Genomic DNA, 20,700 nt, shown 5'->3' on the forward strand with positions numbered 1-20,700 from the left:
GCCGATGACTGCCGGTGTTTAGGCCGGGTCGATCGGACGGCCGGGCCAACGATAGCCCGGGGCCGGCAGCGGGATCTTGACGCTGATCAGCGCGTCCTCGAGCACCGGGATGCCGGCGGCGTAGTCGCCCTGCTCGCACTTGGCGATGGCAGCGGCCTCACGCGGCTCGATCACGGCAGTGCGATACTGGCGCCACTTGTCGCTCAGCGCCTTGCAGTACGAGCGCGGATCCGAGAACACGGTGCTGACCGTCGTCTGGCCGCCCACGACGATCTCGACGCGGCGGTTCTGCGGCTCGCGGACGTTGTCGCCGGTCTGTACGAGCAGGCCTTCTTCGCCACGGCCGTTGACCGTGATAGCGGTCGCCGGCACGCCCTCACGGACGAGCTGTTCCTTGACCGAGTTCGCGCGGCGCAGCGACAGCGCCATGTTGTACTGCGGCGAGCCCGACGTATCGGTATGACCGGTCGCCACGATGTTGGCACTGCCACGGGTCTTGAAAGCCTGCGCGGCCTGACGGACGGTGTCGACGGCCTGGCTGGTCAGGTTGGAGCGATCCCAATCGAAGAAGACCATGAAGGTCTGCGCCTGGACCGGCGGCGGCGGCGGGGGAGGCGGCGGCGGAGGCGGCTCCGACGCGCAAGCGCCCAACAGGAATGTCGCCGCGGCGACGACCAGCAGTTTTCTGAGCATGGAGTGGTTTCCCTCGATTTTCGGATCTGAACCCACGGTGGGTCCGTCCGTCGGCTTAAACGCACTGCCGCAGAAGAAGTTCCGACGCGTGCACAAAGAACTTTGCGCCGTCCGGATGCGTGATCAGGCCACCGCCCGGATCAGTAGTCCCACTCCGCCTTTACACCCACACGACCGGTGGAATTGGCGCCGATGTCGCCCTCGACCTTGATGTTGTCGAAGACGTCGAGCTGAACCACGCCACGGCTGGAATTGCCCGCGGCCCCTTGCCGGGCGCCGACATAGACGCCCGGGGCCACGTACCGGCCTGCTTCCAGGGATACTCCGTTGGCCCCCGCGCCCGTGGGCTCTCCCTTGGACGATGACGAGGAAGACGATCCGATGCTCAGCTGGTCGAGCCCCAGCCCCTTGCGCAGGCGGCTGAGCACACCCTCGCCCGGGGACTGGCCGGCCAGCTCGGCAAGCGCCTGGGCGACCTGGATCAGCTCCGAAGCGCCGAGCTGAGAGGCCGGCTTGCCGAAGATTAGGAGGGCCATGGCCTCGTCGGGGGGCATCGAGGGCGTCGAGGTGATCTCGATTCTGGGTTCGCGGGACGTCCCCGTGATGGCCACGCCGATCGTCGTCGAATTGGCCGTCGTGGTTGCGAGGAAGTCGAGGCGCGGGTCGATCGTATTCAGGTTGTCCAGGGTCACGATACCCTTGGAGAAGGTGAGCCGGCGGCTACCCAGGCTGAACGTGCCGCGCCGCATGGTGAAGCCGCCAATCACCGCGGGCGCGCTGGGACTGCCGCCGACGGTGAGCTGGCCGCTCATTTCGGCATCGAGGCCGCGCCCGCGCACGAAGACCGCCTGCGGCGCCCGCACATCCAGTGCGAGCCTGATCGGCGTGGCATCGGGGGGCGGCGGGGCCTTGGGAGCCCTTCGGCCCGGCGTAGGCTGCGCCGTGGCGACGGGTGCGCCCGGCTTGTTGATTTCACGCACGTCGAGGGTCGGGAAGGAGGCCGTCTGACCGCCGCCCACCGAGATCTCGGCACGATCGATCGTCACGGGACCCGAAATCTCGATACCCGAGGTCGTCGCTCCCGTGATCTTGAGCGTGCTCGAAACCGTCGCCACCAGGTCGGGACGGCTGACCAGCAAGGCGCGCTGCGTCGCCAGGCCTATGTCGAGCACCAGTCCGCTCTGCGCGTCCAAGCGCATCGAGCCGCTGCCGGTCAGCGTGCCCGTGCCAGCCTGAAAGGTGAGGCGCTGGACCTGCAGCGTGTCACCCTGGAGGACGAAACGGCCCTGCCCGTTGCTGAGCCTCAAGCCCGCCTCCGGCATTGCCACGGCGCCGCCCTCGAAGTCGATCGCGCCGTTGCCGGTGATCTGCTTGCCCTCGATTGCGATCGTAAGATTGGGCCGGAGCCGGCCGGTGACGTTGCGGATGTCATTGCCCAGAAGCGGGGCAAACGGGGCGACGTCGATCGAGCCGCCGACGGCAATCCTGGCGGCGGCAGGACCGCCGGCGCGCGGAACGGTCCCGGTGCCTTTCATTGTCAAGTTGGTGCTGCCGCCGGCGGTGAGCCGCGCATCGAGGCTCGCCTGCTGCCCGACGAGGGAGCCCGTCCCTTGCAGGGAAAGTGCGGGGATCAAGGCCGCATCGGGCCGGCGGACGCGCACCCCGGCTGCGCTGTAGCTGGCCTCCAGCCGCGGCGCTGCCATCGCCCCGGTCGCGCGCACCTTGGCCTGCAGCGTGCCTTCGAGCCCGGTGCCCGGGGCAAATGTGTCGATCAGAGCGAGCGGCAGCCCGGCGATCTCGGCCTGCAGGTCGCTCGCCACCGGATCGAGCGCGCCGCGCACCGCGACCCGGCCGGCGCCGACACGCAGGTTCGTCGGATCGATCACGATCCGTGCACCGGCCACGGTAACCTTTGTCGGCGCGTTCAGGCCGAGGGGTATGTCGCGGTAGCGGCCGGTGAATTTCGACAGCCCGACCCGGATCTCCTCGGCCACGATCTGAATCTTCGCCGCGAGGTCGGCCGAGAGTTCCGGCCCCGAGCCCTGGAGGGTGACGTCGATGCCGGTCGGACGATCGCCCCTGGCGGTCGCCTTCAGGGTCGACAGCCCGCCGGCACCGCGCAGGCGCGTGGCGTCGAGGGTAAGGTCCGTGGCGGCGCGGCCGGCCGGATCCTCGATGTGGCCCCTGAGGTCCAGGGTGCCGGCACCCAAGCCCTGACCCGCCAGGTCGGTGCCTTTGACCGAGACGTCGAGCCGGCCTGCGGGGGCGTTTGGATCGGCGGTGACGTTCGCGACCAGCGACCCTTCGAGTCCCAGCGCGGCCAGTGCCTCGATGTCCTTGAGCTGGGTAACGGCCAGGCGCGCGTGTCCCGTGGCGCGATTCTGGGCGATGGCAAGATTGGCAACGTCGAGCACGGCGCTCGACCAGCGTCCCTGGAGGCTCGGGACGGATAGCCCGGCGGCCTGATCGTGCGAGAAGCGGCCGTCCAGCGACAGCGGCTGCCCCGCCACGTCGCCCTGGGTCTGCAGCGTACCTGCCAGCTTGCCGTCGGTTGCCAGCGACACGGCGGTGTCGAGTACGAGCCGTCGCGAGGTGATCTTCTGATAGGCCGCGTCGCGGCTCTCGACCTTCAGCTTCAGCGAGGTTTCGGGGCCGCCGAATGCCACGGTCGCCGTCGCGGTCGCAGCGCCTGCCACCTCGGCGCGAAAGGCAGCCAGGCGGGGCAGATCGAGCGCCAGGTCGAGGGTCCCCGCCTGCTCGCGGCCGCGGCCGGACACGGTGAGGGTTCCGCTGTCGCTGCCGAGCTTTGCGTCCCGGATCGTCCAGGCCCCGTCGGGCGCCAAGGTGGCGTTGCCGGCGATATTGACAGTGGCAACCAGACTTTGCGGTACGTCGGGGGCGCCGAAACCGTCAATGCGGCCCTGCCATCGGGCAGAGAGATTGCCCTTGTCGATCCCCGCGGTGAGCTGGACTTCCGCTTTGCCGCTCAGCGCACGGCCGGCCAGACCCGAGAGCGGCTCGAGGCTCGGCAGGTCGACGGTCGCGCGCACCTCGCCCTTGTCGTCCGCCGGGACGTAGTCCCCGTCGCCTTTCAGGCGCAGCAGCGGCATGCCGACCTCGAACGACCGGATCCTGATTTTTCCACCGACAAGATCTGAAACCGTTGCATCGAGCGTGACGGTGCCGGGTTGCGGGAAGCGAGAATCGAGCGTTGCAAGCTTCAACTCTTCGACCCGGCCGCGCACACGGATCGCGTCGGTGAGTTTGCCATCCGCCTCGAGATGCAGCCCTTTCCAGGCGACGCCCTGGGCGGGTACCTCGATCGGGCCGGCGTCGAGGCCGGCCTGGAAACCGGTGTCGTTGCCATCGGGCATCCACCGCAGATTACCCGTGGCCGTCGCCTTGTCGCCGGCCTTGGCCGTGAGCGTCGCCGTGCCGTCGCGCGGATCGCCCTGGGCGGACAGCTTGAGGGAGATGTCCGGCAAGTCCGGCCGCTGCATCAGCGCGGCCACTATGCCACCGGACGCCTCGTCGAGCGTGATGTCGGCAGCGATCTTGCGCGGCGAGCGGTCGACCCGAACGTCGGCGGTGAGCTTGCCCTTGGGACCCTCGAGCCGGTCGGCCCCCAGCTTGGCGCGAATCTCGCCGAGGTCCCTGGCGACAGCCGCCTCGCCGCCGATCTTCCAGTGCGACTCAATGCCTCCGAGAGCAGCCGCCAGCTGGAGGTCGTCGATGCGCAGGGTCCGCAGATCGATGTCGAAGGGGAGTCGGAGACTGCCGCTCGAAGGCGTGGTCTCCTTCTTCTCGTCCTGCGGCGCGCGCAGCACGCTGATCCTGGCGGCCGACAGCAGGTCTATGCGCAGCCGGCGCTGCAGGAGCGATGGAAACGACCACGACAGGCGCGCATTCTCGACCTGCAGCCAGGGACCGGTGCGGTCGGCAATCTCGACCTTCGCCACCTGCAGGTCGGTGGGCACGAAGCCGTCGATCCCGGTGATCGTGATCTTCTGATCGGGCGAAGAGGCGAGGTCGGACGCGAGGGAGGCCAGGAACCGTTTGCCCGGCGCGGTCTGCACGGCGGCAAAGGCGAGACCCAGCACCGCCGCGAGTGCCAGGAGGACATAGGCCGAGAGCCGAAGCGCGCGCATCAGAAGGCCTGCCCCAGGCTCACGTAGATGCCGAACGGCGGATCGGTCGGCCGGCGGTTCAGCGGGACACCGACATCGGCCCGGATGGGCCCGAAGTCGGTATAGTAGCGGATGCCGACACCGGCGCCGACTCGCGGCGCCAACTGCGAGAAGTTCGGCACGAAATCAGGGTAGGCGCTGCCGGCGTCGACGAAGGCCACCGCGCCGAACGCCTTGCCGATGCGCTGGCGCAGTTCGACGCTGGCCTCGACCACACTCGCGCCGCCCAGCGGGTTGCCATAGGCGTCGAGCGGTCCGGCGGTCTGGTAGACGAAGCCGCGCACCGAACCGCCGCCGCCGGCATAGAACAGCTTGTCGGGCGGGATGCCGCCGATGCTGATGGCGGGCTCCGTCCCGAACGAGGCGCGGGTTGCCAGCACGGTGCGACCGGGTTCGGCGATATCCCAATAGTGGCGGCCCGTGAGGCGCAGGATGGTGAACATGTCGCCACCCGGTCCGGTATCGACCCAGGGCTGGACGTTGAATTCGATGCGATAGCCGCGCGTCGGGTCGAGGTCGCTGTTGGCCCTGTTGTAGAGCAAGGTGCCCTGGAGACCCAGCATCCGGTAATTCTGCGTAATGCCGTTGCGGGTGATGTCCGCCACCTCGGCGGCGAAGCCCAGTCGGGCCTGCCAGCGCGGCGAGAAGGTGCGGTCGAAGCCACCGTAGAAGGTGACGGCCTTGCGCGTGTAGGCATCGAGCACCTCGCGCAGGGCCGCCGCTTCCAGGCGCAGATCCTGTCCCGGCAGCCACCAGTCGGGCTTGCGGAACGCCGCCCGGAAGGCAAAGCCCGTATCGAGGATCGCGTAGCCCTGGCCGATGTGATTGACCTCGCCGGACAGGCGCAGGCTTTCAGCCTGGCCGAACAGGTTACGGTGGACCCAGAAGCCCTCGACCGCGAAACCGAGCTGGGTCTCGTAACTCACGCCGAAGCCGAACGAGCGCTGCAGCCGGTCGGTCAGCTCGGCCTCGATCGGCAGCTCGCCGTTGGCGTCGAGTTCGGTCGCGGGCTTCAATCGGACGGCATTGAAGGTGCCCAGCGAGGTGAGCTTTCCGCGCAGCTCCTCGACCTTGGCCGGGGAGTAGGGATCGCCCTCCTTGAAGGGGACGCGACGCTGAAGCCATACCGTATCGACCTTCTCGGTGCCGGTGAAGCGCACCGGGCCCATCTTGGCGAGCGGACCGGGCTCGGCGATGAAAGTGATCTCGGCCTCGCGCGTGGCGTGATCGACGATGACTTCACGGTCCTTGATGGCGGCCAGGGCGTGGCCCTGCTTGCGCAGTTCGTCCAGCAGCTTGTTCTGGGCGGCTATGATGGCGGAGGCGTCCGCGGGGTCGCCGGGAGCGATGCCGAGTTCGGCGCGGTCGATCCCGGGCAGGGACTGCTGCGCGCCGGGCGGTCGGATGGCGATGGAGCCGATGCGATAGCGTGGGCCGGTGTCGATGGCGATGTTGACGGTCGCCGCCTCGGTATCGGGCCGGGATTCGAGGGCTTCCAGCGCCGAGGCGTCGGCGATCGGCCTGCCATCGACTGTCGCGCTCAGCGTCGCGTCGTAGTAGCCGCGCGACCGCAGCGCGGTATTGAGCCGCGCCGCGACCGCTTGAGCTCCCTGCAGGACGCCCAACGCATCGCCCGTAAGCGGTTGCTGCTTCTCGAAATCTTCGGAAAGCTCTTTGAGATCGGACGACATGCGTTCGTCTCCGGTCACCGTGAGCACGACCTGGCCGGTGCGTGCCTCGGCTGTGCGCAGCCACAAGCCGGCCACCCCCGCCCAAATCGTCGAGACGAGGCAGCATATGCGCACCCAGCGCAGGAACTCGCGGTTTACCAAGGACATGCCACGCAAGCCATACAACGCGTGGCGTGGAAAAGGGATGCCTCCTTCCGCCTTCTACGGGGTCCCCAGCTGCGGTCGCGCGCGCCCGCTCACGGCACGAGACGCGGGTCGAGTTGCGCAAAACGCCGCTGCTGATCGCTGAAGATGACCATGAAGAGTTCGCGGAACAGCCGTTCGAGCCGCGGGTCGTCCGGGCCGGTCGCCTGTGTCCAAGCGGTGGTAAAGGACATGGCCCGGTCGTTCCGGCAGTAGATCGCATAGACGTAGAAGCGACCCGGCTTGCCCGGTTGGAAGCGGGGCGGTGCGCCGGCACAGACCGGATCCGCATTGAGATCGTTGGCCGGATCGAACACCAGGACCAGCCGGTAGTCGGGGCTCGCCGGTGGAATTGGGCGGTCATAGGTGAAGGTGAGCGCCGGGCGGGGCTTGGCGCGTTGCATCGCCGGGAGCAGGTCGCGCGCCACCGTGCCGGGATCGACCCCGGGGAAGGCATCGCCCGCGAGGATTACCGGGAACGATTTGCCGTCGGTCGCGGCGAAGAAGTCGCGATAATCATATTGCGGCGCATAGTAGACGCCGCCGATCGTGGCGGCGACCGCGAGCGCAGGCAGAGCGACGAGACCCGCGAGCACGGCGCCGATCCTGGTGGTGAGGCGCATCGAGAACTCCTGTGGACTGAGCGCCGAACTTGGGTGCCGATCTTCGCCCCGGCAAATCAGGCCTTCGTGAGCGAGCCTGGCCATGGTTCCGGGGTTTTCGATCCTTTGCGTTCATGCCACACAAGAAGCCGAAATCTTCTGGAGGACAGCTCAATGGCATCGCCGCTTTTCGACCTTACCGGCAAGGTCGCCGTCGTCACCGGCTCGAGCAAGGGCATCGGCAAGTCGATCGCCCTGCATCTCGCGCTGCAGGGCGCCAAGGTCGTGGTCTCGAGCCGCAAGGCGCCGGCCTGCGAGGAGGCGGCGGCAGAGATCAAGGCGGCCGGCGGCGAAGCCATCGTCATTCCCTGCAACATTTCCGACAAGGCGCAGTGCGAAAAGCTGATCGCCGAGACCAAGAAGCAGCTCGGGCCGGTCGACATCCTGGTCTGCAACGCCGCGTCGAACCCGTATTACGGGCCGAACGAGAACCTGCCCGACGACGTGTTCATGAAGGTCATGCACAACAACATCCTGTCGAGCATGTGGCTGATCAACTTCTGCCTGCCCGATATGCGCGCCAAGAAGGACGGCTCGATCATCATCGTCTCGTCGATCGGCGGCGTGCGCGGCACCCCCGTGATCGGCGCCTACGGCATCTCCAAGGCCGCCGACATGCAGCTCGCGCGCAACCTCGCGGTCGAGTACGGCAAGGACAATATCCGCGTGAACACGATCGCCCCCGGGCTGGTGAAGACCGACTTCGCCAAGGCGCTGTGGGACGACCCCAAGTATCTCGCCGTCCGCCTCAAGGGCGCGCCGCTCGGCCGGATCGGCGAGCCGGACGATATCGGCGGCATCGCGGTGATGCTGGCCGGCAAGGCCGGCGCCTTCATCACCGGCCAGACCATCATCGCCGATGCCGGCGTGACCATCGGCAGCGGCGGGTAACCGCTCCGTCCGGAATCGCGGGAGGGCTGGGGATGAGTCTCTACCAGGTCCAGAAGCTGATCTATCAGCTCAACCGCGATCCGCGCACGCGGCAGCGCTATGCCGACGAGCGCCACGCCGTGCTCGGCGACTACGACCTCACGCCGGAGGAGATGGCTGCGTTGGAGAAGCCCGACATCGGGCTTCTCTACGTGCTGGGCGTCAACGGCCAGCTCCTGATGCACTTCGCGGCGCTGCACCGCATCGAGTGGAGCGACTATCTCGAACGCATGCGGCAAGGGCTGAAGGCGTACGGGCCGGTGCGCGAAGGCGTCTATGCCGCCACCGGCTACGAGGGTGTCGAGGCGCACGATGCGCGACTCAAGGCCGAACGGGAGACGCGCTGATGCCCCTGGTCTATTGCGGCGCCTGCAGCCACGCCCCCGGCATGACCGGCCGCGCCGAGCGGGCCGACACCCAGACACGGCAGGCCCTGGAGAGTGCGTTCCGCCGCATGGGCGACGATATTCGCGCCACCCGGCCCGACGCGCTGGTGGTGATCGCGGCCGAGCATTTCGCGAACTTCTTCATGAGCAACATGCCGGCCTTCGCCATCGGCATGGCCGACAGCTACGAGGGCCCGATCGAGGACGAAGCGTTCCTGCGCATCAAGCGCACGACCGTACCGGGCAACAAGGTCCTGTCGCGCCGGCTGATCGAGAACGTGATGCAGACGGTCGACGTGGCCTATGCCGAGGAATGGCAGTTCGATCACGGCATCTCGGTGCCGCTGCACTTCCTGACGCCCGATTACGACCTGCCGATCGTCCCCGCCAACATCAACTGCCAGGGCCCGCCGCTCGCCCCGCTGTCCCGTGCCTGGGCGTTCGGGGAGGCCCTGCGGCGAGCCGCCGATTCGGTTCCCGAGCGCATCGCGCTGATCGGTACCGGCGGCCTCTCGCATTGGCCCGCCACGCCGGACTCAGGCAAGATCAATCAGGAATGGGATCGCGAGTTCCTGCGCCGCTGGTCGGCCAACGACCGCGAGGCACTTCTTTCCTACACCGACGCCGAGACCTATCGCGAAGCGGGGCAGGGCGGCTTCGAGATTCGCACCTTCATCGCCGCGGCCGCTGCTGCGATGGGCGCAAAGGGAACGGTCGATTTCTGCGAACCGGTCCCGATCTTCGCGGTGAGCTGCACGCTGGCGCACATGCACATCGCGACTTGAGGAAGAGTAAGGATCCGACGAACCGGTCGGAGTCGTCACGGCTTCTTCTTGAACGTCACCACCAGCACGTCGCGGTAGGCGGGCAGGGCCGGGTTCTCCGGCTCGACCGGCGTCACGCCGTGATAGCAGCGGGAGTCGTCGACGAGCGCGGCGTCGAGCGGGTCGGTGAGGGTGAAGCTGCCCAGCGCGCGTTTGTCGAGATCGTGCACGGTGGTGGTGCCGCTCGCGATATTGCGGCGATTGATCAGCAGCACGAGCACATAGTCGACACCGTCGCGATGCATGCCCTCGGGAGTAGGCTTGCCGGCCTCGCCGGTCTTGGCCTCGATGCGGAACTGATGGATCTCGATGTGCCACTTGGCTGCCGCGGGCGCGAGGCGGCCGAACAGGGCGCGGCAGTATTCGAGGATGGTGCGCAGTGACGCGCCGTCGCCGATCTCGTCCCTGACCGGCTTGAACCAGCGTTCGATGCCGCCGTTCAGGGTGTTGTAGTCGAGGCCCTGATAGTGCGGCTGGTGGGGGCCGCGCACGATGGCGCCCTGGCGCTCGGCCGCGTAGACGCCGAAGCGGCGCTTCCGGTAGCGACCGCCATCGCCCATGTAGGTGTCGACTTCGAGATCGTTCCAGCTTTCGGCGAAGGCCGGCCAATCGGCGAGTGACCCGAAGCGGGCGAGGGCCGTCCGCATGTCGGAGGCTTCCACGAAGGCATAACCCGCCCGCTCGACGGCGGCGCGGATGCCTGATGCGTTCTGCAGGCCGGTACCGATTTCACTCATGTCGGTTACCTTAGCATTACGGCGGCATCGTTCCGCATCTTAGGCGCATGAAGGTTTCTAGGGATTGGCCCAGCGATTGCAGAGCGCGCTCCGTCACCGCTGCCCTGCCGCCTCCGCGGCTCATGGAGATTCACACATGTTGCGACGCAAGCTTCTCGCCACCGCTGCCGCTTCCTTTGCCGCCCCCGCCATCGTCTCGCGCGCGTCGCTCGGGCAGAACCTCCGCAAGGTGAAGATGGGTTCGGCCTTCACCACCACGACCAACGCGGCCTTCCTGATGCCGGCGCTGCTCAAGCCCGAAGGCATCGACCTCGAACTGGTCATGTTCCCCTCGCTGGTGCAGCGCATGCAGGCCGTTGCCTCGGGCGATGTCGATATCGGCAATGGCGGTCTCTCGGCCACCATGCAGGTCGCGACCAAGGGCTTTCCGATGCAGGTGCTGGCCAATGGCTGCGATGGCGGCTGGATGGTGCTGGCCCAGCCGTCGATCAAGAGCTTCCAGGACCTCGTCGGCAAGAAGATCGCCGTGCAGAACGGTTCGATCGGCCTTGTGTCGCTGAACTGGAAGCTGAAGCAGGAGGGTGTCTTCGGGAAGGTTGAGCTGGCCTTCATGGACAACCAGGACCAGCCGATCCCGCTGATGCGCGGCGACGTCGCCGCCATCTGCGTGTTCGAACCCTATGCTGCCCTCGCTGAAGTCAACGGCTGGGGCAAGCGCCTGTGGGTGCCGTACGATTCTCCCATGGGCAAGACCAACCTGGGCTTCGTGGCTTCCTCGGCCTTCGTGAAGAAAGATCCGGATCTCACGAAGAAGATGGTGCAGGCGCACGTAAAGGCCACCAAGGAGATGGCGGCCAATCCCTCGATCGCCATCGAGACCACGATCAAGCAGTTCAAGATGACCAAGGAAGTGGCCGAACTCTCGACCAAGAACCTGTTCTTCAGCGCCGATTCCGGCCCGACCTTCGTCAGCGGCCTCAAGTCGCTCGCCAAGATGATGATCGACGACAAGATGCTCGAGAAGGAACCCGACTGGGACAACTTCCTGAATCTCGGTTTCGTCTGATGCCGTTCCGACGGGCGCTGGGGCTTCTGCCCCTGGCGCTGCTGCTGCTCGCCTGGGAACTGGCGGTGCAGGCCAAGGTCTATCCGCCGGTCCTGTTGCCGCCGCCGGCCAAGGTCCTGATGGTCTTCATCGACGATTGGGACACGGTGCTGGGCAATGCGCTGGCCAGCATCAGCCGCGTGGCCGTGGGCATCTCGCTCGCCTTCCTGTTTGCGGTGCCGCTCGGGCTGATGATCGGCCGCTACCGTCTGCTCGACACGATGACGGACTGGTCGATCCAGATCTTCCGCTCGATCCCGCCGATCGCCCTCATCCCCATGGCGCTGTTGTTCCTCGGCATCGGCGACAAGCCGGCGATCGCGCTGATCTTCCTGGCCGGCACCTGGCCACTGCTGATCAACACGATCTTCGGCGTGCGCGGCATCGAGCGGACGCTCATCAAGGTCGCGCGGGCGGCGCGCGCCAGCGAGTTCCTGGTGATGAAGGACATCATCCTCCCGGCCTCGCTGCCGGCGATCTTCACCGGCCTTCGCCTGGCGGTCGGCGGCGGCTGGCTGACCGTGGTCACGGCCGAGATGATCGCGGTGAAGTCGGGGCTGGGCTACATGATCCTGAATGCCCAGCTCACCTTCCGCTCCGACCTCATCATCGCGGGCATCATCGTGATCGGCGCCATCGGCCTGCTGGCCGACCAGGCGGTGCGCATGGTCCGCGCGCATGTCTGCCGCTGGCAGGAGGGCCTCACGGCATCGCCCGAATGAGCAAGTTCCTGGAATGCATCGGTGTCGGGAAGATCTATCCCGGCAAGACCGAACCGGTGGAGGCGCTGCGCGGCATCGACTTCGCCTGCGATGCCGGCGACTTCGTCTGCCTGCTGGGGCGCTCGGGCTGCGGCAAGTCCACGCTGCTGCAGATGGTGGCGGGGCTCGAGAAGCCGACCTCGGGGCAGATCGTCATCGCCAATCGTGAACTCGACGGCCCGTCGCCAGAGGCCGCCATCGTCTTCCAGGACCATGGTCTCTTCCCCTGGATGACGGTGCAGAAGAACGTCGAGTTCAACATGAAGGCGCGCGGCACGCCGGCCGCCGAGCGGCGGGCGACGGCGACGCAGTTCATCGAGATGACCAGCCTTACGGGCTTCGCCGACCGCTATCCGCATGAACTTTCGGGCGGCATGCGCCAGCGGGTCGGCATCGCCCGGGCGCTGACGACGCGACCCAAGGCATTGCTCATGGACGAGCCGTTCGGCGCGCTCGATGCCCAGACGCGCGGCAAGCTGCAGGACGAGGTGCTGCAGATCTGGGAGAAACAGCGCACGACGGTGCTCTTCGTCACGCACTCGATCGACGAGGCCTTGCTGCTGGCCGATCGCATCCTCGTATTCAGCCCGCGGCCGGGCCGCATAGCGGCTGACATCAAGGTGGATTTGCCACGGCCGCGTACGTCACAATTGCCGGAATTCGTTGCCCTGGCTCGCGAGTTGCGCGGGCTGGTCGGGGCCGACAGGGAGATCGACTGATGTCTTATGCGACGACTGATGATGGCGTGAAGCTCTACTTCGAGGAGACCGGAGCGGGCGCGCCCATCGTGTTCGTGCACGAATTCGCCGCCGACCATCGTTCGTGGGAAATGCAGATGCGCCATTTCGGCCAGCGCTATCGCTGCATCACCTACGGTGCGCGCGGCTATCCGCCGTCCGACGTGCCGGAGAAGCCCGAGAGCTACAGCCAGAATCGCGCCACCGACGACATCCTGGCGGTGATGGATCATCTCGGGATCGAGAAGGCGCACGTCGTCGGCCTCTCGATGGGCGGCTTCGCCAGCCTGCATTTCGGCTTCCGTCATCCGACGCGGGCGCGCTCGCTGGTCGTGGCCGGCGTCGGCTACGGCGCGGAGAAGCACGAGACGGCGAAGTTCAAGGCCGAGGTCGGCATCGTGGCCAGGTCGCTCACCGAGGAGGGGATGGCGGCCTTCGCGGAGAAGTACGCCTACGGCCCGACGCGCGTTCAGTTCGAGAACAAGGACCCGCGCGGATTCGCCGAGTTCAAGAAGGCGCTGGCCGAGCATTCGGCGCTCGGCTCGGCCAACACCCAGCTCGGCTGCCAGGGCGAGCGGCCGTCGCTCTATGACCTGGTCGACAAGATGCGGGCGATGACGGTCCCGACGCTGGTGCTGACCGGCGACGAGGACTGGCCCTGCCTCGCGCCGTCGATGCTGATGAAGCGGGAGATCCCGTCGGCGGCACTGGCGGTGATGCCGAACTGCGGCCACACGATCAATCTCGAGGACCCCGACCAGTTCAACCGCATCGTCGGCGACTTCATCGTCCAGGTCGAAGCCGGCCGGTGGCCCAAGCGCGACCCGCGTGCCGTCTCGGGCTCGATCACGGGGATGAAGAGCTAAAATCTGTCGTCCTGGGCGCAGCGAAGGCCCTGGCGGAGCGACCAGAGGACTGCGTAGGTGACGTGAGGTCCTTCGCTGCGCTCAGGATGACAGCAACGCGCTCTACGCCGTTAAGCCACCATCGCAGACGAATTCCGAGCCGGTCGAGAAGGTCGACTCGTCCGACAGCAGGAACAGGATCATGTGGGCCACCTCATCGGCCTGGCCGAGGCGGCCGAGCGGGTGGAGTTCCTCCAGTGCCTGGCGGCCGGTCATGTTGCCGACATTGGAATCGAGCCGCGGCGCGATCATCGGCGTGTCGATGTAGCCCGGATGCACGGAGTTGCAGCGGATATTGTACTTCTGCTGCGCACAGTGCAGCGCCACGTTCTTGGTGAGGGTGCGCACTGCGCCTTTGGAGGCGCAGTAGGCCATGGCGTAGGACGCGCCGCGCAGGCCCAGCACCGAGGAGATGTTGACGATCGAGCCGCCGCCCGATTCCTTCATCGCCGGGATGGCATGCTTGCAGCCGAGGAACGTGCCCAGCGAGTTGATGTCGTTGACGCAGCGGTATTCCGCGAGCGTGCAGTCCTCGATCGAGTTGCGCACGCCGACGCCGGCCGCGTTCAGGAGCCCGTGCAGCGCGCCGAACTTTTCGACCGAGGCCGCAACGGCAGCCTGCCAGCTCTCTTCCTGAACGACGTCGAGCGGCACGAAATGCGCTGAGTCGCCCAGCTCGGCCGCCAGGGCACGGCCCTTGGCTTCGTCGCGGTCGGCCAGTACGGCCTTGCCGCCCTCGCGCACGATCATGCGCGCGGTCGCGGCACCGATGCCCGACGCGCCGCCGCTCAGCAGGACGACCTTGTTCTCAAGACGGGGCAAGGAGCGACCTCCTCATAATGCCGGCGGTCACGCCGCCGTCGGAAGTGAACTCCGCACCGGTCACGAAGGACGAGCGGTCCGAGGCCAGCCACAGCACGATTTCACCGAGATCCTGCGGCTCGGCCATGCGGCCGATCGGATGGCGGGAGCCCAGGAAGGCTTTGCCCTGCTCGCGGCCGACCGCCTGCCACAGCGGGTTGAAGATCGCCGTGTCGACGCCGCCCGGATGTACGGAGTTGCAGCGGATGCCGTATTTCTGCTCGGCACAGTAGAGCGCCACGCTCTTGCTGAGCAGCCGCACCGCGCCCTTGCTGGCGGTATAGGCCGTGGGACCGGCGCCGCCGACGAGACCGGCAATCGAGGAGATGTTCACGATCGAGCCCCCGGGGGCCGTCTTGCCCGCGCCGAGATGCTTCATGCCCTGGATGGCGTACTTGCAGCCGAGGAACACGCCCTCGGAATTGATCGCCTGGACGTTCTGCCAATTCTCGACGGTCGTGGTCTCGGGGTTGCCGGGACCGCCGGAGATGCCGGCATTGTTGACCATGATGTCGAGCCGCCCTTCGCGCTGGAGGATGTCCGCCAGCAGCGACTGCCAGGCCTCCTCCGAGGCGACGTCATGCGTCACGAAGCGGCCGACCTGTGTCTCTTTCGAGCCCTCGGCCAGGTCGGCCACGATCACGGCCGCGCCGGCTGCAGCGAGCAGGGCAGCCGAGGCGGCGCCGATGCCCGAACCGCCGCCGGTGACGACCGCCACTCTCCCGGAAAGTTCATCGCTCATGGTGACGCGATCATAGCCGCTCGACGCGCGGTGCGTTAGCTTCTCGTTGAGGAGGAATGCATGGCGAAGTGGAAGGGTATTCTCGGGTTGATGGCCGTTCCGCTGGCGGCGGCCGGATGCACCCAGACTGCGGGCGGTCCGCCGCCGGGCATGACGGCGGCGCAGGGCGCGGCCTATTGTGCGAAGCTCACGACGGTCTACAGCGAATATGTCGCCGGCCTCGCGACGTCGATGGGCGGCGTCGGAAGGGGCGGTGGCCAGTCCGACATCGACGCCCGCGTCGCGGTCGCCCAGTGCCAGGACGGTAACACCGCCGCGGGCATTCCGGTGCTGCAGCGCGAGCTGCGGAACAACAAGGTCGAGGTTCCGCCCCCATGAGCGCCCCTCGTCACCTGATCCGGCTTTCCGGACTGATGCTTCTGACGCTGCTCGCTGCGGCGTGCACGCAGACGGCGGGTGGTCCGCCGCCGGGCATGACGGCGGCGCAGGCCGCTGCATACTGCACCAAGCTCAGCTGGGCCTATGGCGAGTATGTCGCGAGCGGCATGGGCGACAGCGCGGGCGACAACGACGACACCGACGCCGACATCAATGCGCGCGTGGCGATCGCCCAATGCCACGAGGGCCAGACCGGCGCTGCCATTCCGGTGCTGCAGCAGGAGCTCCGCCGCAACAAGGTGCCGGTGCCTCCGGTCTGACGCGCGACGCGGTGGCGCCCAAAGAAAAACCCGGACGGTCGCCCGTCCGGGTTTCGTGTCTGTGGCAGGGGCCGTGAGCTAGAAGCCCAGGCCTTCCTTGATGACGATCCAGCGTCCGTTCTTGACCTGCTGCACCTGCGTGATCGTGTTCGCGAGGTGGTTGGTCTTGGAGAACTTGCTGGGCGGCGAGTTGAAGATGTCGAGGTACGGGTCGCCCGACTCGAGGGCGTCCAGCATCTTCTGGCCCGTCAGGTCCTTGCCCGCGAGCTTGGCATAGTGCGCGAAGGTCATGACGGCGTTGTAGCCGATGACGGACTGCGTGTTGGCGTCGGTGCCGAACATCTTCTTGTAGGCCTCGACCCAGTCCTTGACCTTGCCCTTGGCCGTGTCGGCATAGGGCGTCTCGAAGGCGCCGGCGGCGTAGAAGCCCTCGACCACGTCCTTGCCGAGCGTAATCGTGTCGGGAATGTTGGTCGGCGTGGCGCCGAGGAAGGTGACGTCCCAGCCGAGCTTCTTGGCCTCGGCAATGGCGCCGATCGTCTCGCGCAGGATGGTGCCCAGCACGACCAGGTCGCAGCCGTCGGACTTCATCTTGGCGATCTGGGCGCTGAAGTCGGACGCGCCGCGCTTGTAGGTCGTGATCGACGCGGGCTTCAGCTTCATGGCGTCGAGCTGCTGGGTGAAGCCGTCGAGCACGTTCTTGCCGTACTCGTCGTCCTGGTACATCAGGCAGGGCTTCGCGGGCTTCTTCCATTCGACCATGTACTTCACGGCCGCGCGGGTGCTCTCGACGTAGGGCAGGAGGTTGCTGAACTTCAGCCGCTCCTGCGGCTTGGCGGCGTCGAACTTGTAGGTGAACTCGGCGGCGGTCAGCGGGAAGAGCTGGAGCACGCCGGCGTCGAACAGGATGTCCTGTGCGGCGATCACGGGCGCGGAGCCCATGCCGCCGATCATCACGAACACCTTGTCCTTCTCGATCATCTTCTGGCTGGCGAGCACGGCCTTCTTCGGATCGTAGGCGCTGTCCTCGATGATCAGTTTCAGCTTGCGGCCGTTGATGCCGCCCGCCGCGTTGATTTCCTCGACGGCGAGCTTCATGCCGTTGGCGACGGGGACGCCCCAGGTCTTGATGGGGCCGGAGAGATCCTGATGGGTGCCGATCACGATTTCGGTCGGCGTGATGCCCTGGTTGGTGACCTTGGTCTGCGCGAGAGCCGGCATGGCCGCCAGCGTCGTCGTGCAGGCAAGCGTCACCGCGAATGCCTTGAAGTGCATTGTTCGTTTCCTCCACTGCTGCGCTCTTTGTTCGTCAGGCGGGCGGCGCGCACGACCCGCTCCGTCGTCGCTTTGCGCGACTTGTGCGGAATTAGACCAGTTTCGCAGAGATTATGCACGGCGAAACGGAGGATTCCGGCAAGCAAAAGAAAAGGCCCGGGACTGGCCCGGGCCTTCACCGTCGAGGAGGACGTGCGTCAGTTCTTGAGGTCGCGCTTCAGGACGACCCAGCGCCCGTCCTTGACCTGCTGCAGCAGGTAGACGGTGGCCGAGAGGTGCTCGGTCGGCGAGAACTTGACCGGCGGCGAGTTGAAGATGTCCTGGAAGACGTCGCCCGATTCCATGGCCGCCAGGAACTTGGCGCCGGTCAGGTCCTTGCCCGCCAGCCTGGCATAGTGGGCAAAGGTCATGACCTCGTTGTAGCCCAGCGCCGACTGCGTGTTGGGCTCCATGTTGTAGAGCTTGTAGTAGGCCTCGGCCCACTCCTTGGCCTTGCCGGTCGAGGTGTCGCGGTAGGGGATCTCCATGCCGCCCACGGCGTAGAAGCCTTCCGTCACTTCCTTGCCGAGCGCCGGGACCTCGATGACGTTGGCCGCGGTGCTGCCGAAATAGACCGGCGAGAAGCCGATCTTGCGGCCCTCGGCCATGACGCCGACCGTCTCGCGCACGATGGTGCCCAGCACGACCAGATCGCAGCCGTCCGACTTCATCTTGGCGACCTGCGAGGAGAAGTCCGAGGCGCCGCGCTTGTAGCTGGTGACCGAGGCGGCGGTCAGCTTGGCGTCCGCGACGGCCTGGTTGAAGCCGTCGAGCACGTTCTTGCCGAACTCGTCGTCCTGGTAGATCACGCAGGGCTTCTTGCTGCCCTTCTCCTGCATCAGGTGGCGGGCGCCGGCGCGCACGCTCTCGGTGTAGGGCGGAACGTTGTTGAACTTCAGCCGGTCCTGCGGGTTCTTCGGGTCCATCTTGTAGGTGAACTCCGCCGAGGTCACCGGGAACAGCTGCGGGATGCCGGCTTCGAGCAGGATGTCCTGCGCGGCGAGCACGGTCGGTGAACCCAGCGGCGCCAGCATGGCGAAGATCTTGTCCTTCTCGACCAGCTTCTGGGTCGCGAGGACGGCACGTTTGGGGTCGTAGCCCACATCCTCGACGATCAGCTTCAGCTTGCGGCCGTTGATCCCACCCGCGGCATTCACCTCGTCGACGGCCATCTTCATGCCGTTGGTGACGGGAACGCCCCAGGACTTGATCGGGCCCGAGAGATCCTGGTGCGTGCCGAGCACGATCTCGGTGGGCGTGATGCCCTGGTTGGTGACCTTGGTCTGCTGCGCCAGAGCCGGCAGGGCGGCGAGGCCGAACACGCCGCCCAGCAGGGCGGCCTTTACGCAAAACGTACGCATCACTTCGATTTCCTCCAGGTTGTTTGCTTGTTCCCCGTTTCGTGACCTCGCAGATCCCCGGCTCAGGCGGCCTGGGGCCGGTACATCGCGTCGATCTGTTCCTTGTACTTGCTGTTCACGAACGACCGCTTGAGCTTCATCGTCGGCGTCAGTTCCTCGTCCTCGGGCGTGAGCTGCTGCTCGATCAGGAAGAAGCGCTTGATCGTCTCGACCCGGGCGAAGTTGGCGTTGACCCGCTCGATCTCCGACCAGATCAGCTCCTGCACTTCCTTGGCGCGGCACAGGCTGGTGTAGTTGGTGAAGGGCACATCGATGTCCTGGGCGAATTTCTCGACCGTCTCGCGCTCGATCATGACGAGGCAGGTGAGGTAGGCGCGCTTGTCGCCGATCACGACGGCGTCGCTGATATAGGGCGACGCCTTGAGCAGGTTCTCGATCTCCGAGGGCGTGATGTTCTTGCCGCCGGCCGTGATGATGATGTCCTTCATCCGGTCGGTGATCTTGACGTAGCCTTCCTCGTCGATCAGGCCGACGTCGCCGGTGTGCAGCCAGCCGTCCTTGTCGACCGTCTCGGCGGTCTTCTCGGGCTGGTTCAGATAACCCATGAACACCATGTCGCCCTTGATCAGGATCTCGCCGACCGGCGAGATCGCGACCTGGCCGTACGGCACGGACTTGCCCACGGTGCCGAGCTTGATGGCATCCGCCGGCATCGCCGTCGCCAGCCCGCAATTCTCCGTCTGGCCGTAGACCTCGTACATGTCGAGACCGAGCGCGAGGTACCAGCGGATCAGCTCGGGCGAGATCGGTGCCGCCCCGGTGAACAGCCAGCGGCAGCGGTCGAGGCCGATCATGCGGCGAATATTCTTCAGCACCAGCCAGTAGGCGGCCTGGAAGCGCAGCTTCTCGAAGGCGGTCGGCGCGCGCCGTGCCAGACGCGCATCGGCGATGGCGAGGCCGGCCGCGATCGCGCGCCGGTAGGCCCATTGCTGCAGCGGCGTGGCGTCCTTCAGCGCGATCGTGATGCCGGCGTAGAATTTCTCCCACACGCGCGGTACCGCGCCGAACAGGGTGGGCTGCACCTCGCGGATATTGTCGGGCACCGTCTCGGGGCTTTCGGCGAAGTTGCTGCAGACGCCGGTCGCGACGGAGTAGTAGCTGCCGGCGATGCGCTCGGCGACATGGCAGAGCGGCAGGAAGGCCAGTCGCTCGTCGCCCTCGTACCAGGAGAGCGACAGCTCGGGATGCATGCAGTTCTGCATCGTGTAGACCACGTTGCGATGGCTGTGCATGGCGCCCTTGGGCGGTCCCGTGGTGCCCGAGGTGTAGACCAGGATGGCGAGGTCGTCGGGCGTGCGCGAGGCGGCCAGCTCCTCGAACAGCGCGTCCCTGCCCTGTCCGTAGTTGCGGCCCGACTCCATGAATTCGTCCAGCGAGACCACCATCGGATCGTCGAAGGTGCGCAGGCCCTCCATGTCGAACACGATGATCTTGCGCAGGCTGGGGCAGCGCTCGCGCACGTCGAGTGCCTTGTCGAGCTGCTCGTCGTCCTCGACGAACAGGACCGAGGTCTTCGAATCGTTGATCAGGTATTCGACCTGCTTGGCCGAGTCGGTGGGATAGATGCCCGACGACACGCCGCCCGCGCAAAGGATGCCGAAGTCGGCGTAGTTCCATTCCGGCACGGTGTTGGCCAGCACCGAGGCGACGTCGCCCGGCCGGAAGCCGATCTCGTGCAGGGCGAAGGTGATGGATTTCGACCGCTCCAGCCACTGGGTCCACGAGATGGCGTTCCAGATTCCGTAGAGCTTCTCGCGCATCGCCGGCCTGTCGCCGCGCGTCCGGCAGGACAGCAGGAAGCTCTTGGGCAGGGTCTCGGCAACCGTCAGCGTCGCTTTGATGGGCATGGTTTCCTCGTTCCCG

At 66.7% G+C, this 20,700-nt stretch carries 19 protein-coding genes; 9 read left to right on the top strand and 10 right to left on the bottom strand.

All coding sequences use genetic code 11. The features are described from left to right. Nucleotides 1–18 precede the first annotated feature (18 nt). The 4 genes from ACP15H_RS04165 to ACP15H_RS04180 form a co-directional block, all read right to left on the bottom strand. Nucleotides 19–693 (bottom strand): OmpA family protein, encoded by a 675-nt coding sequence (locus ACP15H_RS04165; RefSeq protein WP_425064961.1) that lies wholly within the window; start codon nt 691–693, stop codon nt 19–21. A gap of 140 nt (nt 694–833) precedes the next feature. Then, nucleotides 834–4,841 carry a translocation/assembly module TamB domain-containing protein gene (locus ACP15H_RS04170; RefSeq protein WP_425064962.1) on the bottom strand — a complete coding sequence of 1,336 codons (4,008 nt, stop codon included), beginning with the start codon at nt 4,839–4,841 and terminating at the stop codon, nt 834–836. Continuing rightward, nucleotides 4,841–6,718: an autotransporter assembly complex protein TamA gene (locus ACP15H_RS04175; protein ID WP_425064963.1), complete on the bottom strand. Its 1,878-nt coding sequence runs from the start codon at nt 6,716–6,718 to the stop codon at nt 4,841–4,843. The genes ACP15H_RS04170 and ACP15H_RS04175 overlap by 1 nt, the downstream gene beginning before the upstream one ends. Before the next feature lie 89 nt (nt 6,719–6,807). Continuing rightward, nucleotides 6,808–7,377, bottom strand: coding sequence for a hypothetical protein (locus tag ACP15H_RS04180; protein ID WP_425064964.1), 570 nt, complete (start codon nt 7,375–7,377; stop codon nt 6,808–6,810). Between the two features lie 153 nt (nt 7,378–7,530). Between ACP15H_RS04180 and ACP15H_RS04185 the strand changes: the two genes are divergently transcribed. Genes ACP15H_RS04185 through ACP15H_RS04195 form a run of 3 tightly spaced genes read left to right on the top strand, consistent with a single transcriptional unit; the run spans nt 7,531 to nt 9,517 of the window. Next, on the top strand, nt 7,531–8,307 hold the full coding sequence (locus ACP15H_RS04185) for an SDR family NAD(P)-dependent oxidoreductase (protein WP_425064965.1): 777 nt from the start codon (nt 7,531–7,533) through the stop codon (nt 8,305–8,307). Nucleotides 8,308–8,339: 32 nt separating this feature from the next. Then, the gene (locus ACP15H_RS04190) at nt 8,340–8,693 is read left to right on the top strand and encodes a hypothetical protein (protein WP_425064966.1); all 354 of its coding nucleotides are present in this window, start codon (nt 8,340–8,342) and stop codon (nt 8,691–8,693) included. Beyond that, a complete protein-coding gene (locus ACP15H_RS04195; protein ID WP_425064967.1) occupies nt 8,693–9,517 on the top strand; it encodes a hypothetical protein in 825 nt (274 codons plus the stop codon). Before ACP15H_RS04190 ends, ACP15H_RS04195 begins: the two co-directional genes overlap by 1 nt. Before the next feature lie 35 nt (nt 9,518–9,552). Here ACP15H_RS04195 and ACP15H_RS04200 read toward each other — a convergent pair whose 3' ends face one another. After that, nucleotides 9,553–10,293 carry a 2OG-Fe dioxygenase family protein gene (locus ACP15H_RS04200; protein WP_425064968.1) on the bottom strand — a complete coding sequence of 247 codons (741 nt, stop codon included), beginning with the start codon at nt 10,291–10,293 and terminating at the stop codon, nt 9,553–9,555. A gap of 136 nt (nt 10,294–10,429) precedes the next feature. On the opposite strand from ACP15H_RS04200, the gene ACP15H_RS04205 reads away from it, so the two are divergent. The 4 genes from ACP15H_RS04205 to ACP15H_RS04220 are packed head-to-tail and all read left to right on the top strand — an operon-like array spanning nt 10,430 to nt 13,762. Continuing rightward, complete coding sequence (locus ACP15H_RS04205) at nt 10,430–11,359, top strand: ABC transporter substrate-binding protein (protein WP_425064969.1); 930 nt, start codon at nt 10,430–10,432, stop codon at nt 11,357–11,359. Then, on the top strand, nt 11,359–12,120 hold the full coding sequence (locus tag ACP15H_RS04210) for an ABC transporter permease (RefSeq protein WP_425064970.1): 762 nt from the start codon (nt 11,359–11,361) through the stop codon (nt 12,118–12,120). The genes ACP15H_RS04205 and ACP15H_RS04210 overlap by 1 nt, the downstream gene beginning before the upstream one ends. After that, complete coding sequence (locus tag ACP15H_RS04215; RefSeq protein ID WP_422012687.1) at nt 12,117–12,878, top strand: ABC transporter ATP-binding protein; 762 nt, start codon at nt 12,117–12,119, stop codon at nt 12,876–12,878. The genes ACP15H_RS04210 and ACP15H_RS04215 overlap by 4 nt, the downstream gene beginning before the upstream one ends. After that, nucleotides 12,878–13,762: an alpha/beta fold hydrolase gene (locus ACP15H_RS04220; protein ID WP_425064971.1), complete on the top strand. Its 885-nt coding sequence runs from the start codon at nt 12,878–12,880 to the stop codon at nt 13,760–13,762. The genes ACP15H_RS04215 and ACP15H_RS04220 overlap by 1 nt, the downstream gene beginning before the upstream one ends. A gap of 102 nt (nt 13,763–13,864) precedes the next feature. Here ACP15H_RS04220 and ACP15H_RS04225 read toward each other — a convergent pair whose 3' ends face one another. Together ACP15H_RS04225 and ACP15H_RS04230 are read right to left on the bottom strand one after the other, a co-directional pair. Continuing rightward, nucleotides 13,865–14,623: an SDR family oxidoreductase gene (locus ACP15H_RS04225; RefSeq protein WP_425064972.1), complete on the bottom strand. Its 759-nt coding sequence runs from the start codon at nt 14,621–14,623 to the stop codon at nt 13,865–13,867. Next, complete coding sequence (locus ACP15H_RS04230) at nt 14,610–15,404, bottom strand: SDR family oxidoreductase (protein ID WP_425064973.1); 795 nt, start codon at nt 15,402–15,404, stop codon at nt 14,610–14,612. Before ACP15H_RS04230 ends, ACP15H_RS04225 begins: the two co-directional genes overlap by 14 nt. A gap of 60 nt (nt 15,405–15,464) precedes the next feature. On the opposite strand from ACP15H_RS04230, the gene ACP15H_RS04235 reads away from it, so the two are divergent. Both ACP15H_RS04235 and ACP15H_RS04240 read left to right on the top strand, forming a co-directional pair. Further along, nucleotides 15,465–15,782, top strand: coding sequence for a hypothetical protein (locus ACP15H_RS04235; protein ID WP_425064974.1), 318 nt, complete (start codon nt 15,465–15,467; stop codon nt 15,780–15,782). Then, complete coding sequence (locus ACP15H_RS04240) at nt 15,779–16,102, top strand: hypothetical protein (RefSeq protein WP_425064975.1); 324 nt, start codon at nt 15,779–15,781, stop codon at nt 16,100–16,102. The genes ACP15H_RS04235 and ACP15H_RS04240 overlap by 4 nt, the downstream gene beginning before the upstream one ends. A 78-nt stretch (nt 16,103–16,180) precedes the next feature. Here ACP15H_RS04240 and ACP15H_RS04245 read toward each other — a convergent pair whose 3' ends face one another. The 3 genes from ACP15H_RS04245 to ACP15H_RS04255 form a co-directional block, all read right to left on the bottom strand. Then, the gene (locus ACP15H_RS04245; RefSeq protein WP_425064976.1) at nt 16,181–17,377 is read right to left on the bottom strand and encodes an ABC transporter substrate-binding protein; all 1,197 of its coding nucleotides are present in this window, start codon (nt 17,375–17,377) and stop codon (nt 16,181–16,183) included. A 197-nt stretch (nt 17,378–17,574) separates the two neighbouring features. Beyond that, the gene (locus tag ACP15H_RS04250) at nt 17,575–18,777 is read right to left on the bottom strand and encodes an ABC transporter substrate-binding protein (protein WP_425064977.1); all 1,203 of its coding nucleotides are present in this window, start codon (nt 18,775–18,777) and stop codon (nt 17,575–17,577) included. A gap of 62 nt (nt 18,778–18,839) precedes the next feature. Further along, on the bottom strand, nt 18,840–20,684 hold the full coding sequence (locus tag ACP15H_RS04255) for an AMP-dependent synthetase/ligase (protein ID WP_425064978.1): 1,845 nt from the start codon (nt 20,682–20,684) through the stop codon (nt 18,840–18,842). Nucleotides 20,685–20,700 lie beyond the last annotated feature (16 nt).

This window comes from Reyranella sp. (assembly GCF_965249915.1).
Lineage (GTDB): Bacteria > Pseudomonadota > Alphaproteobacteria > Reyranellales > Reyranellaceae > Reyranella.

Coding starts and splice junctions, on each gene's coding strand:
- ACP15H_RS04165 (WP_425064961.1), bottom strand. CDS start 693: ATGCTCAGAAAACTGCTGGTCGTCGCCGCGGCGACATTCCTGTTGGGC.
- ACP15H_RS04170 (WP_425064962.1), bottom strand. CDS start 4,841: ATGCGCGCGCTTCGGCTCTCGGCCTATGTCCTCCTGGCACTCGCGGCG.
- ACP15H_RS04175 (WP_425064963.1), bottom strand. CDS start 6,718: ATGTCCTTGGTAAACCGCGAGTTCCTGCGCTGGGTGCGCATATGCTGC.
- ACP15H_RS04180 (WP_425064964.1), bottom strand. CDS start 7,377: ATGCGCCTCACCACCAGGATCGGCGCCGTGCTCGCGGGTCTCGTCGCT.
- ACP15H_RS04185 (WP_425064965.1), top strand. CDS start 7,531: ATGGCATCGCCGCTTTTCGACCTTACCGGCAAGGTCGCCGTCGTCACC.
- ACP15H_RS04190 (WP_425064966.1), top strand. CDS start 8,340: ATGAGTCTCTACCAGGTCCAGAAGCTGATCTATCAGCTCAACCGCGAT.
- ACP15H_RS04195 (WP_425064967.1), top strand. CDS start 8,693: ATGCCCCTGGTCTATTGCGGCGCCTGCAGCCACGCCCCCGGCATGACC.
- ACP15H_RS04200 (WP_425064968.1), bottom strand. CDS start 10,293: ATGAGTGAAATCGGTACCGGCCTGCAGAACGCATCAGGCATCCGCGCC.
- ACP15H_RS04205 (WP_425064969.1), top strand. CDS start 10,430: ATGTTGCGACGCAAGCTTCTCGCCACCGCTGCCGCTTCCTTTGCCGCC.
- ACP15H_RS04210 (WP_425064970.1), top strand. CDS start 11,359: ATGCCGTTCCGACGGGCGCTGGGGCTTCTGCCCCTGGCGCTGCTGCTG.
- ACP15H_RS04215 (WP_422012687.1), top strand. CDS start 12,117: ATGAGCAAGTTCCTGGAATGCATCGGTGTCGGGAAGATCTATCCCGGC.
- ACP15H_RS04220 (WP_425064971.1), top strand. CDS start 12,878: ATGTCTTATGCGACGACTGATGATGGCGTGAAGCTCTACTTCGAGGAG.
- ACP15H_RS04230 (WP_425064973.1), bottom strand. CDS start 15,404: ATGAGCGATGAACTTTCCGGGAGAGTGGCGGTCGTCACCGGCGGCGGT.
- ACP15H_RS04235 (WP_425064974.1), top strand. CDS start 15,465: ATGGCGAAGTGGAAGGGTATTCTCGGGTTGATGGCCGTTCCGCTGGCG.
- ACP15H_RS04240 (WP_425064975.1), top strand. CDS start 15,779: ATGAGCGCCCCTCGTCACCTGATCCGGCTTTCCGGACTGATGCTTCTG.
- ACP15H_RS04245 (WP_425064976.1), bottom strand. CDS start 17,377: ATGCACTTCAAGGCATTCGCGGTGACGCTTGCCTGCACGACGACGCTG.
- ACP15H_RS04250 (WP_425064977.1), bottom strand. CDS start 18,777: ATGCGTACGTTTTGCGTAAAGGCCGCCCTGCTGGGCGGCGTGTTCGGC.
- ACP15H_RS04255 (WP_425064978.1), bottom strand. CDS start 20,684: ATGCCCATCAAAGCGACGCTGACGGTTGCCGAGACCCTGCCCAAGAGC.